This is a genomic window from Vibrio gazogenes (genome assembly GCF_002196515.1).
Lineage (GTDB): Bacteria > Pseudomonadota > Gammaproteobacteria > Enterobacterales > Vibrionaceae > Vibrio > Vibrio gazogenes_A.
In genome coordinates this window covers 2,374,113-2,386,811 of sequence record NZ_CP018835.1, presented here as the reverse complement: position 1 = coordinate 2,386,811, position 12,699 = coordinate 2,374,113, and the positions used below count along the sequence as shown (strand labels likewise).

The 12,699-nt window shown below is 47.1% G+C and carries 13 protein-coding genes and 1 riboswitch; of the genes, 3 read left to right on the top strand and 10 right to left on the bottom strand.

The window, feature by feature from the left end; all coding sequences use genetic code 11:
- Nucleotides 1-279, top strand: coding sequence for an HPr family phosphocarrier protein (locus BSQ33_RS10850; RefSeq protein ID WP_021019048.1), 279 nt, complete (start codon nucleotides 1-3; stop codon nucleotides 277-279).
- Nucleotides 280-391: 112 nt separating this feature from the next.
- A complete protein-coding gene (gene mgtE / locus BSQ33_RS10845; protein ID WP_021019047.1) occupies nucleotides 392-1,750 on the top strand; it encodes a magnesium transporter in 1,359 nt (452 codons plus the stop codon).
- 165 nt (nucleotides 1,751-1,915) lie between these two features.
- On the opposite strand, the gene BSQ33_RS10840 is transcribed toward mgtE, so the two are convergent.
- From BSQ33_RS10840 to pmbA, 5 genes are all read right to left on the bottom strand, one after another.
- A complete protein-coding gene (locus BSQ33_RS10840; protein ID WP_021019046.1) occupies nucleotides 1,916-2,410 on the bottom strand; it encodes an Hcp family type VI secretion system effector in 495 nt (164 codons plus the stop codon).
- Between the two features lie 124 nt (nucleotides 2,411-2,534).
- Nucleotides 2,535-3,008: a hypothetical protein gene (locus BSQ33_RS10835; protein WP_088134098.1), complete on the bottom strand. Its 474-nt coding sequence runs from the start codon at nucleotides 3,006-3,008 to the stop codon at nucleotides 2,535-2,537.
- Between the two features lie 53 nt (nucleotides 3,009-3,061).
- The gene (locus BSQ33_RS10830) at nucleotides 3,062-3,520 is read right to left on the bottom strand and encodes a DUF1240 domain-containing protein (RefSeq protein WP_088134097.1); all 459 of its coding nucleotides are present in this window, start codon (nucleotides 3,518-3,520) and stop codon (nucleotides 3,062-3,064) included.
- Entirely contained in the window at nucleotides 3,520-4,395 is an 876-nt protein-coding gene (locus BSQ33_RS10825) for a hypothetical protein (RefSeq protein WP_088134096.1), read from the bottom strand. Before BSQ33_RS10825 ends, BSQ33_RS10830 begins: the two co-directional genes overlap by 1 nt.
- Before the next feature lie 254 nt (nucleotides 4,396-4,649).
- Complete coding sequence (pmbA, locus tag BSQ33_RS10820; protein WP_088134095.1) at nucleotides 4,650-5,996, bottom strand: metalloprotease PmbA; 1,347 nt, start codon at nucleotides 5,994-5,996, stop codon at nucleotides 4,650-4,652.
- A 109-nt stretch (nucleotides 5,997-6,105) separates the two neighbouring features.
- Here pmbA and yjgA point away from each other — a divergent pair, with 109 nt between their 5' ends.
- Nucleotides 6,106-6,633, top strand: coding sequence for a ribosome biogenesis factor YjgA (gene yjgA, locus BSQ33_RS10815; protein WP_021019041.1), 528 nt, complete (start codon nucleotides 6,106-6,108; stop codon nucleotides 6,631-6,633).
- Between the two features lie 318 nt (nucleotides 6,634-6,951).
- Here the strand turns inward: yjgA and thiQ are convergent, their stop codons facing one another.
- From thiQ to mpl, 5 genes are all read right to left on the bottom strand, one after another.
- Entirely contained in the window at nucleotides 6,952-7,659 is a 708-nt protein-coding gene (gene thiQ / locus BSQ33_RS10810; protein WP_027694100.1) for a thiamine ABC transporter ATP-binding protein, read from the bottom strand.
- Complete coding sequence (thiP, locus tag BSQ33_RS10805) at nucleotides 7,646-9,244, bottom strand: thiamine/thiamine pyrophosphate ABC transporter permease ThiP (protein ID WP_088134577.1); 1,599 nt, start codon at nucleotides 9,242-9,244, stop codon at nucleotides 7,646-7,648. Before thiP ends, thiQ begins: the two co-directional genes overlap by 14 nt.
- Before the next feature lie 14 nt (nucleotides 9,245-9,258).
- On the bottom strand, nucleotides 9,259-10,269 hold the full coding sequence (thiB, locus tag BSQ33_RS10800) for a thiamine ABC transporter substrate binding subunit (RefSeq protein WP_021019692.1): 1,011 nt from the start codon (nucleotides 10,267-10,269) through the stop codon (nucleotides 9,259-9,261).
- Nucleotides 10,270-10,324: 55 nt separating this feature from the next.
- A riboswitch (TPP riboswitch) is annotated at nucleotides 10,325-10,461 on the bottom strand.
- Between the two features lie 40 nt (nucleotides 10,462-10,501).
- Complete coding sequence (locus BSQ33_RS10795) at nucleotides 10,502-11,125, bottom strand: flavin prenyltransferase UbiX (RefSeq protein ID WP_021019691.1); 624 nt, start codon at nucleotides 11,123-11,125, stop codon at nucleotides 10,502-10,504.
- Complete coding sequence (mpl, locus tag BSQ33_RS10790) at nucleotides 11,118-12,482, bottom strand: UDP-N-acetylmuramate:L-alanyl-gamma-D-glutamyl-meso-diaminopimelate ligase (protein ID WP_021019690.1); 1,365 nt, start codon at nucleotides 12,480-12,482, stop codon at nucleotides 11,118-11,120. The genes BSQ33_RS10795 and mpl overlap by 8 nt, the downstream gene beginning before the upstream one ends.
- Nucleotides 12,483-12,699 lie beyond the last annotated feature (217 nt).

Here is a 12,699-nt window from a genome sequence, read left to right as displayed (position 1 = left end):
ATGCCACAGCTCAGTAAAACGGTTTTAATTGAGAACAAGCTAGGACTTCATGCCAGAGCGGCCGTTAAACTTGTGGAACTAGCCCAATCATTTGATGCCATCCTGACGATTCGCAGTCAGGAAGGAAAAGAAGCCACCGCTGATGGTGTTATGGGGCTACTGATGCTTGAGTCCGCTCAAGGGCAATATGTCACCATCTCAGCAGAAGGCAGTGAAGCGGAGCCAGCATTAGACGCGGTTTGCTGTTTGATCGAAGATAAATTCGAAGAAGAAGACTAACCAACAATTTGAACGCAAAATAAATTTCATCCTGTAATAACTTCTGATTAAATCAGGCATAGAATTAAGTTACTATGTCACTTACATAATAAATACAACACAGGGGGAAGTTATGGCAGAGCATATTGAGTTTGATCAGGCTCACCTTACCCTCCGGGAAGTCACAGAAGCTTTAGAAAATGGTCGTTTTGTCCATGTCCGTCGCCAACTTCAGGACATGGAACCAGAAGATATAGCTCACCTTCTGGAAGCCTCACCGCGTAAAAGTCGTAATGTCCTCTGGCAACTGACCGACCCAGAAGACTACGGTGAAATCCTCGATGAACTCAGTGAAGACGTTAAAGACGCACTGGTGTCAAAAATGGCACCGGAACGGCTGGCAGAAGCGACTGAAGGCATGGATACCGATGACCTTGCTTACGTGTTGCGAAGTCTGCCTGATGGTCTCTCCCGAGAAATTTTATCCCAGATGGATAATGTCGACCGTTTACGGGTCGAAATGGCGCTGTCATATCCGGAGGATACAGCCGGTGGACTGATGAACACCGACTTCGTCACGATCCGCGGCGATGTGGATGTGGATGTTGTACTCCGTTATTTACGGATGAAAGGTGAATTGCCACAGGCAACCGATGCTCTATATGTGATTGATGAAGAGAGTAAACTCATCGGTCACCTCTCGCTTTCCAGCTTATTAACCAGTCAGCCGGATATCCGTATCTGCGACATTATGGAAGATGCTGATGAAGCGATTCAGGTCGATGCCAAAGATTCTGATGTTGCCAGCTTGTTTGAACGTCGGAACTGGGTCTCCGCGCCAGTCGTTAATGCAGAACAACACCTGTTAGGCCGGATCACCATTGATGACGTGGTCGATGTCATCCGTGAAGATGCCGAGCACTCAATGATGAGTTTAGCGGGGATGGACGATGAAGAAGATACGTTCGCACCGGTCATGAAATCGGCCCGTAAGCGGAGTGTCTGGCTGGGGGCGAATGTCCTTGCAGCGCTGGCAGCAGCGTCAGTCTCCAATATGTTTGAGACCACGCTCGAACAGATGGCTTCGATCGCAGTACTGATGACCATTGTTCCCTCGATGGGCGGGGTTGCCGGCAACCAAACCATTGCTCTGGTGATCCGCGGGCTGGCTTTGGGACACATCGGTGACAGTAACAAACGAGAACTACTTCTCAAAGAAGCAGCTGTCGGTCTGCTCAACGGTTGTCTATGGGCTTTGCTGATTGGCGGTATTGTCGTGCTATGGAAAGGTAACTGGTTACTTGGCGGCATTATTTCCGCAGCGATGTTGACCAACCTGACGGTCGCAGGTATTGCCGGAGTGACCATTCCGATCATCCTTAAAAAGATGAAAATTGACCCGGCACTCGCTGGCGGTATGGCTCTCACCACCGTCACCGACGTAATTGGTCTGTTCGTGTTCCTCGGACTGGCAACCATTTTTATTGCATGATGTCTTATACCCAAATGACCTCAAGATGCAGTTTCAGCGAGAATCACTGGGCTCAGAGGCAAGGCAGAGATTTGAGTCATAGCCATTCTATGGCGAGAATCTCTAACGCAGTCTCTGAGTTCAGTGAACTCGCCCTTCGGGAGTACTTCAATCTAAGATGTGAAATTAGGCACTCCAACCGCCCTGATCCCAATTATCAAACCCCATCGTCCCGCTAATGCTATGTTGCCAGGTAATTTCCTGATAACTGAATTCAATCACCTCATGCATCTCTTCCTGATGCGCATGGACAGTATGTGGCAACGCAAAACTCATCCCACTGATAATCGCTTTTTTGAGTTCAATTGAATAAAACTTTTCGTTATAGCCCTGCTCATTGGTACGATAAAAATGAATCACACAATCGAGGTGCTCCTGCCGGGCAAATGCTGTGGATAGCAGCGGGCTCGATTTATCAATATTTTTAATCATACGGATGGGGGCATGGCTTTTACCATGTTGATGCGGAGCTTTCGCCATATGATGATCACAAGAAAGAATTGTGATTTCATCGGCATGAGATTCCTGATACTTATTTCCCATTGAATCTTTGGTGTTACATCCGCTGGAAATTAAGCCCTGTTTTTCCCCATTAATTGTCATGTATGCGATGTGCGCCATAAAAACCAACCTTTTTATCATGAAAATGATCATGTCTCTTTTTCATCAAATCGATCTATTGTTATAGAGAACATAATCGCTGTTAAAAAACAGACTGAATACAGCATTGATTCAGCCCTTTTCGTTAATACCTTCCGGCTTGTTGCTTTTCTTCTATTAATCGTTCACAGGCTTGTCGATTATCGGTATAGATATGAGTACGATATATTGGCCACGATGCTCGGCGCTCTGCTTTGTCACAGCGTTGATAGCCTTTAGCTTCGATAAAACTTGGTAAAATAAATCCAGAAACGATAGGAAGTGTGAAAATTAATATCAAACCTAGAGCCATTCCTTTGCTCATACGGCTTTCTGCTTTCGGTGAAATTTTCCGATACAACAGTAAAACGATAAACCCTGAAAAAACACTTAATAAGACAATACCAGCACCTAGTCCATATAACGCACCTCGTTCATATTCAATTATTGCGGGTGAAGACATGAAATCATCCACCAAGTTATATATGGAAAGACAAAATAATATCAAGCAAGGAGTACCGACGCTACCGAACAAAATCATCCCTAATAATGCTTTGGGTATAGTTATTTCTTCTTTCATAGCAAATTTAAATGATGGGGAATAAATTCCCTATTCAATCAATATATCCCCGCTTATTTCTTTTCTTCAATCAACTGTTTACAAACTTGCTGACTATCGCTATAGATATGAGCACGAAAAATTGGCCATGAAGGTCGGTATTCTGCACTTTCACACCGAATATAACCCTTGCTTTCTATCAAATAAGGGATAGTAAAGCTAGAAAAAATAGGTAATATGAACATCAGTACTAAGCCATAAATTATTCCTTTTCCTATTCGACTTTCAGCTTTTGGGGAGATTCTCCGATAAAATATCAAGATCACAAAGCCAATACAGAAACTAGAGAGTCCAACCCCTCCACCAAATCCATACATAGCACCTCGGTCAAATTCAATCACATCTGGCAATTCAATAAAATTATCAATCAACTGAAATAAGGCAATACCAAAAGCAAGAAAAGCGAATAAAGCAAAACATGCAAAGAACAAGAGTGCTAATAATAGCTTAGAGATGCTAACTTCTTCTTTCACTAGAAATATACCTTGGGTTGAGGAGACAAAAATCGGTCAATTGAATGTTTAGTAAAATCAATTATCATCTGTTGCGCTGACTCCAGAACATAATCAATCACAGAACCGGCAGCACGTGCCATTGTATCTTCAAATTGGTGTTTAGCCCGAGCAAGATAATCATTAACACCATTTCCCATTTCATCTAAAACCTCAACAACTCTATCTGTGATATGGTAACGATTATCGATATAGGTTAAAGCTATATTTCCAACAAAACCGATAAATACAACAGCAGCAAGCGGCCCAATAGCAAAAGAAAGGAGTCCAGCTCCGTAAGCAGCTACAATAGAAGCCCCAGTAACGATCCCAATCTTCACCACATCGGTTGCCAAAGAGCCAATTAATCGAGATAAAGTGATTTCATCGGTTAAAACATAATCGGCAATCCGATAAAGACTCATTAAAATGATAGAAACCACACCACCAACTTTCGCACCACTAATCGCAGCCGCCTTTCCTAACCCCATTGTCACGACCTTGGCGTTTTTCACTCCATATTTTGTCCCAGTCAGCACTGTTCTCAAACGGGGATTACCCTTTAAAATAATATGTGGTTTACCACCATAGGTCTTTACATAAGCTTTGGTGCCAATACCGCCCAAATCACTAATCAGTTTGACAAGGGTTAGGCTATCATCAGCCGTAGCATACCAGTTTGTCCCGTCTCCAACTCTGTCTCTAAGTTTCTTCCAGGTATCTTTTACGGTCTTCGAATAAGCATGAGGTGAAGATTTCACAATATTATCCATCTCTTCAAAAGAGATGACGTAGATTTCATGCTGGTTGGATTGAATATCTTGTTTGATTGCTGCGCGTTCTTGAGGGGATAGCATCACTTTATTCCTTATCGACAACGTCGATGATTCGTTCAACGCCGTACACGGGACTGCGCTGAAAACCATAAAGGAGAACCGGAAAAAATTGGCTATAAATTAACACAACAATTCAAAACGTTACGTCCCATTGTTATGACTCGTGATATTTTACTCAAAATAACTATCAGGCATTGATAGTTGTAGCATTAATCAAAAAAGCGAGCTATTCAGCTCGCTTTTTTGTCAACTTGAGGTTTGGCCAAGAACAATCACTATTCTCCGGCGACTTTCATTGATTCAATCAGAATAGAACCGGTCTGAATCTGAGAACGCACATCCACATCATTCCCGACAGCAATAATCCGGCTGAACATATCCTTCAACCCACCAGCAATGGTGATTTCAGAGACCGGAAACTGAATTTCGCCATTTTCAACCCAGAACCCGGCAGCACCACGGGAGTAGTCTCCGGTGACAATATTGACGCCCTGCCCCATCACTTCTGTGACTAGAAAGCCAGTGCCCATTGCTTGCAGCATCTGCTTGAAGTTCTGTTCACCGGAGGATTTCACAAACCAGTTGTGAATACCGCCGGCATGACCGGTCGGCGTCATGTTGAGCTTTCTTGCCGCATAGCTGGAAAGCAAGTAAGTCCCTAATACACCATCAGTCACGATATCCTGATCCCGAGTCGCCAACCCTTCACTGTCAAACGGGCTCGAAGCCAGACCGCGCAGAATATGGGGCCGCTCTGCAATCGAGAACCAGTCCGGGAAAACTTTCTCGCCTAAATGATCCAACAGGAATGATGATTTACGGTACAAATTGCCGCCGGAAATCGCCATTACGAAATGACCGATCAGCCCTGTCGCAACTTCTGGTGCAAACATCACCGGATAGTGACCGGTTTTCAGTTTTTGCGGATCCAACCGGCTCACAGTTCGCTCGGCCGCAAGCTGACCAACTTGCTCGGGAGTCCACAGCTCATCTTTATGCCGTGCAATGGTATAGCTGTAATCCCGCTCCATACGATCCTGTTCACCCTGTCCAATCACACAACAACTGATACTGTGACGGCTGGATGCATAGCTGGCGAGCAGACCATGACTGTTTCCGTAAACCCTTACACCGTAGTGACTGTCATAACTCGCACCATCACTCTGTTTTATCTTGGTACTGTAATCCAGTGCTGCCCTTTCTGCGGCAATCGCAATACTGGCAGCCTGATCCGGATTGGGTTCATCCGGGTGAAACAAGTCCAGATCCGGAATATCTGTCACCATCAATTCTTTCGGCGCTGGACCGGCAAACGGGTCTTCCGAGGTATAATGGGCAATATCCAATGCAGCCATGACCGTCTGCTGAATCGCCTGTTCACTCAGATCGGATGTCGAAGCACTGCCTTTGCGTTGCCCCCGATACACTGTAATCCCCAAGGCACCATCACTGTTGAACTCGACATTCTCGACTTCACAAAAACGGGTTGAAACACTGAGCCCCGTACTCTTGGTGATCGCCACTTCTGCGGCGTCCGCTTGTGACGATGCAAGCTCTAAAGCTTTCGCGACCGCAGCTTCAAGCTCACTGCGCTGTTGTGCAACTTGCTGTTTTACATTCATAACTGATGTCTCTTCTTGAAACTATTTCGATAGCATAACAAGAAATGCTCGTTCTCCCCACGATTCTTGCTAAAATAACGGACATTGATAAGCAGATAAGTTAGAGACTATGGCGCGCAAAAATCAAAAAGCTCCCTGGGAAGAAGAAGAAGAGATCATTTGGGTCAGTAAAACCGAAATGAAAAATGACATGATTGAGTTGCAACAACTCGGGGAAGCGCTGGTTGAACTCAAGCCGGCCGCTTTGGAAAAGTTCCCGTTACCTGCGGATCTTGCCGAGGCAATCAAAGATGCGCAACGCTTTAAGAATGAAGCAAGAAGACGACAACTTCAGTACATTGGTCGTTTGATGCGTCATATCGATGTAGAACCGATTCAGGCTGCATTGGACAAATACCGGAACAAACATGCACAGGCAACCGCTGCATTCCATCGTCTGGAACAACAGCGGGATCAATTGATTGAGGAAGGTGACACGGCTATCAATGCCGTCATTGAAAAATATCCTGAAGTCGACCGCCAACAGCTCCGTCATCTGGTTCGTCAGGCAAAGAAAGAACAACAGAGCGGAAAATCATCAAAAGCTGCCCGAGAGATTTTTCAACTGCTAAAAACGTTGGAAGAAGACCTACAATAATCGCCATTCGAGGCGTCATGCTCTAATGAAGGCATGACGCATCGTTAGGGGTTGCTGACCTTTCGTGGTTAAATTTTGTTCAATCTGAACGGGTATTGATCGCGGCGCGGGGCATGCCGCTTAGCTATCCTAAGCAAATGACCCGCAACAAAGGGCAAGACACGTTCAGATGAACCCTCTGGGCAGCATTTGTCGCTCATTTATCCAGCGTTAGGTCATGGTTCATATAGAGCGCTACACTTCACATGACCTGCCTTGACGAAATGCACGACAAATTGCTGCAAAAACCATCACGAAGGGGCGAAGGGGCAACGGCCCCTAGCCATTTCCTGCACGGATAAATGCATTCAGCGACGCATTTGAATGCGATTCACTTAACGACTCAATGCCCCCCGTCACCTGTATATGATTTTCATCGATATAAGCAAAATGACTGGCCATATTCTTCGCATCACTGACATGATGGGTGACCATCAAAACTGAGATATGCCGCTCGTTGGCCAAGCGTCTGACCAAGGCCAGCATATCTGCCCGTAAAATCGGATCCAATGCGGAAAAAGGTTCATCCAGCAACCAGTGTGAACGTTCCTGCACAAAACAACGTGCCAGTGCGACGCGCTGCCTTTGCCCGCCGGACAACTGCTCCGGCCGTCGGTCTAACAGCGTTTCGATGCCCACTTGATGCGCTGCATGGACAACTTTATCCCAGTCTTGACGCGTCAGTTTCAACCCGGGGTGTAACCCCAATCCGATATTGTCACGCACAGACAAGTGAGAAAAAAGGTTGTGTTCCTGAAACAGCATCGAGAATGGGCGTTCATACGGTGGCAATGACAACACAGACTGATCATTGACCCGAATATCACCGGACTTCGGAGCAATAAACCCGGCGACCAGACTTAATAACGTTGATTTCCCAGCACCGCTCGGCCCCATCAAAGCCCAAATACTGCCTTGAGGCACCGAGAGCGAGAAATCAAACCACTCTTGCTGATATTCATAACGCACCTGATCAAGTGTCAGCATTGATATACTCCCCGCGCCGGAACAGACGCTCGACAACAAAAAAGCATCCGAGACTGATCAGCAATAAACAACTTGCCACAACCGCAGCCGATTCCATCTGATAACTTCCCAATAACTGATAAAGATAAAGCGGCAAGGTTCTGAATTCTTGGCTGCCGAATAACGCAATGGCACTTAAATCCCCCATCGCCACCAAAAAGCTGATCACCCATGCATGAATGATCGGTTTTCGCACCGCACGCCACTCCACCAGCCAAAGGCGACGCCATCCCCGCATTCCCAGACTGTCACACAGTGACTGATATTGCTGCGCTAACATCCACAACGGTTGTTGCAGCGTTTTAATCACATAAGGTAAAGCCATCATCGCGTTGACGGCCACGACGACCCCATAGGCAAAATCAAACGCATTGGTAAACGCACGTAACAGCAAAAACAGTCCGGTACTGATCACCAAGCCCGGTGTGACCAAAACCATCATGCCGACTGTTTCCAGCATATCGGCACGTCGTCCCTGACGGTTCAGTCGCCAGCTCCGGCTCGTCAACAAGACGCCGATACCGGCTGCCAGCGCGAGTGAACCGGCAACACAGGCAACACGTAAAGAGCTGGCAAGCGCCTGCCAAAACCCCGCACCACTTAACACAGGCCACAAATGTGAATTGACTCCGGAAATAAGCACCATCATCAACGGTGGTAGCACCAACAAGCCACAACAAACAATCCATCCATAATCCCAGTAACGCGCCAGACCACTATCGCGGAATAAAGGCTGACGGGGAGAATCACCCTGACTTCCGACATTGATGGTTTTCGTGATGCTTTGTAGTATGAAAGCCAACAAACCACACAGTAACATTTGCCATAGCGCCAGTATGGCACCGGCACGAAGATCAAAATCAAACTTAATCGCCTGATAAATAGCCAATTCAATTGTCGTAGACTGCGGACCGCCACCCAAGGCCATGACTGTGGCAAAGCTGGTAAAACACAACATGAAGACCAATCCGGCCACATGAGGCATCTGCTGACGAATCCGCGGCCAGTGAACGTAACGAAATATTTGCCACGGGGTCATTCCCAGATGACAGGCTAATAAGGTTTGCTCTCTCGGGATCATTTCCAGCGAATGTAAAAACAGTCGGCTGGCATAAGGCAGATTAAAAAACACATGAGCCAGTAAGATGCCATTCAGGCCGTAGACTGAAAAGCTGAAATCCAGATGTAGTGTATGCAGTACACTGGCTAAAAAACCGCTGCGCCCATAAATTGCCAGCAAACCAAATACTCCGACTAACACCGGCATCACCAGCGTGGTCGAAAATAATTTGATCAGCAAGTTGCGGCCGGGAAATGCACGACGGTGCAACGCCAAGGCAACCGGAATGGCCGGAATTACACTCAACAACGTGGATAGCAATGCCTGATAAAAACTGAACCGCGTGACATGGAGGTAATACGGATCACTCAGTACCGCTGTCAGTTCAAGGCCGGATGCATGAACCAGCAATGCCCCGAACGCACTGAGAATAAAGATCACCACCCCAGTGGCGACCCAAAGTCCGATGCGGGGAGCGCGTTGAATAACCACAGTCGCTGCTACCGAGCCTGTGTGAGCGCTGTTTGCCATTCACGAATCCAATGTCTCCGGTTTTTAGCAACTTCCGTTGCAGAAAACCGCAATGTTTTTTCCGGTACAGATAAGTGACGGAAAGCGTCCGGCAGCGTGACCGAAGTCACCGGATACATCCAGTTCGTCGTCGGGATGACTGACTGGAATTCATCACTCAACATAAACTGCATAAACTGATCGGCAAGCGCCTGATGCGGACTCCCTGCTAACTTCGCAGCCACTTCGACCTGCATGTAATGCCCTTCCGAAAATTCAGCCGCAGCATAGCGATCATCCTGTTCAGCAATCTGATGATACGCTGGTGAGGTGGTGTACGACAGAACCATATCCGACTCACCTTTCAGAAACATCGAGTAGGCTTCAGACCAACCTTTGGTCACCGTGACCGTTTTCTTCGCCAGTTGTTGCCAAGCCTGAGCAGCCTGATCACCGTAGACGGATTTCATCCACAATAAAAGTCCCTGACCGGGTGTTGATGTTCGGGGATCCTGATAGATGATTTTCAGATCAGGTGACTGCTCAACCAGTGCTTTGAGACTCTTGGGCGGGTTAGGCAGTAAATCCTGACGATAGACAAAGGCAAAATAACCATAATCGTAAGGGACAAAAACATCATCATGCCATCCATTGGGCAATGTTAACGCTGCGGTATCGACATGATGCTTCGCTAACAGACCGGTCTGTTTCGCTTCTGCCATCAGGCTGTCATCCAGCCCCAGAACAATATCCGCCTGACTATGACTTCCCTCAAGGCGCAGACGGTTGAGAATCGAGACCCCGTCATCGAGTGCGACGTAATTCAGCTTGCACTGGCAATGTGCCTCAAATGCTTGCTTAATCGCAGGTCCGGGGCCCCATTCCGAGGTGAAAGAATCATAGGTATACACGGTCAGTTCAGGGGACTGAGCCTGTACCACGCCAGTGGTTAAACTCAAGATGAAGATGCCTGCATAAATCGAGGCTTTAGCATTGTTCATTGTCACGGCTCGCTCTCCTTGATACGAGCGGCACAGGGTTGAGGCAGGCCTCAGAGGGCAGACCAAACTCAATTCCTACGCCAGCATTATCTGGTTCAGGTCGTTGCGGGTTCTGGGCAATGGCCCAATCTCAGCACCATGACAAAATACCGAGTCGGTTAATGTGTCATGGAAGCTCCCCGATGAGTGCGAATGATTTTACTGTGAATTGAATCAATGTGCTACTGATGATTCAGTGCTGATACCCCCAGCGTGGTACCACAGTCTGCTCGATCCCCAGATGGTCAAGAATCCGCGCAACCATAAAATCGACGAGATCATCGATCGACGCTGGCTGATGGTAAAATCCGGGCGCAGCCGGCATGATGGTCACGCCAGCCTGAGACAGCTTCAACATGTTTTCTAAATGTATGGTTGAAAATGGCGTTTCCCGTACCACCAGCAACAGCTGTCCTTTTTCTTTGATGACCACATCTGCCGCGCGCTCAATCAAATTATCTGACATGCCATAAGCAATCGAAGCCACACTGCCTGCTGAACAAGGACAAACGACCATCTGTTTTGGTGCTGACGAACCGGAAGCAACCGGAGAAAACCAATCTTCTTTGCCACACACAATCAATTGCTCATGACGACATTGCAGATGCTCAACCAAGGTCTGGTGGGCTTTATCCGGTGCTGCGGAAAGCTTCAAACCATGCTCCGTCGCCAGTACCACTCTCGCTGCTGACGAGATGAGCAGATAAACCTGATAATCCGCAGCTAACAAATGCTGAAGCAAACGTAATCCGTAAGGCGCACCAGAAGCCCCCGTCCAAGCGAGTGTGATGGCTTTTTCTTGCTGAAGATCACGCATGATAGCCTCTCTCCAACTGCAACAGCAGTTTGTCATGAATCCCGCCGAAACCACCATTGCTCATCACCAGAATCGAATCTCCGGGATGCGCAACCTGAACCACTTGTTGCACTAAAGCATCAATCTCATCGGCCACATAGCCCGGCTGGTGACATTGTGCCACCACATCAGCAACCGGCCATGTCAGTTCTTCCGGCTGGTAAAGGAATACCATATCAGCCTGAGCCAAGGCATCGGCCAGAACCTGCTTATGCACGCCCATTTTCATGGTTGCCGAGCGAGGTTCCAATACCGCGATAATCCGTTGTGAACCAACTTTTGCTCGTAGCCCTGCTAAGGTTTGTTGGATGGCTGTCGGATGATGAGCAAAATCATCATAAACCGTCACACCATGTACCTCACCACGCAGTTCCAGACGACGTTTGGTGTTAATAAATTGCCCCAACGCTTCACAAGCCATCTCCGGAACGACACCGACATGACGGGCAGCTGCAACAGCCATGATGGCGTTATGCACATTATGATCCCCGATCAAATCCCATGACACGGTGCCAACTGTCTCCCCATTCAATAAAATATGGAATGAAGATCCATCTTTTTCTAATTTCGTTGCATTCCAGTTTGCATTCTCACCGCAAAGTTCTTGCTCGCTCCAGCAACCCTGTGCCAAAACATCATTTAAAGCAGCATCATTTTGGGGAGAAAGGATACGACCAATGCCGGGAACCGTCCGAACCAAATGATGAAATTGTTTCTTAATTGCCTCAAGATCGTCAAAGATATCAGCATGATCGAACTCTAAATTGTTCAGGATCAGCGTATTCGGATGGTAGTGAACAAACTTAGATCGCTTATCGAAAAAAGCACTGTCATATTCATCGGCTTCAACGACAAAAAAGTCACTTTCACCCAATCTGGCAGAAATGCCGAAGTTACCGAGCACACCACCGACCAGAAAACCGGGCTGATAGCCACAATATTCCAGTATCCAGCTCAACATACTGGCAGTTGTGGTTTTACCATGTGTTCCGGCCACCGCCAGTACCCATCGTTCCCGCAGCAAAAACTCACTCAACCACTGTGGTCCGGATGTGTAGGGCAGACGATGATTGAGGACATACTCGACACAAGGGTTACCCCGACTCAGTGCATTACCGATCACCACTAAGTCCGGCCGAGGATTGAGTTGCTCAACGTCAAAACCCTCTATAATTTCAATATCTTGAGATTCCAGCAACGTGCTCATTGGTGGATAAACATTGGCATCGGAACCGGTGACCCGGTGTCCCATCTGGCGAGCCAGCGTCGCAACGCCACCCATAAATGTGCCACAAATTCCGAGTATATGTATGTGCATGAATCTCTCAGTCCTCTGTTCTGATTTTCGCTCATCTTACTGACCTTCATTATCATGATTCACATCATAAAAGCGAGTCGGAAATCGACAATCCGACAGAGATTTTACTCTCAGCCTGCCAGGATTCACGCTTGTCGTTATCTTGTATGAAAAATGGGATCTGAGTCAGTTACTTTATTACCTTAAATAAGATCTGGATCATAGAATCTTATTTAAA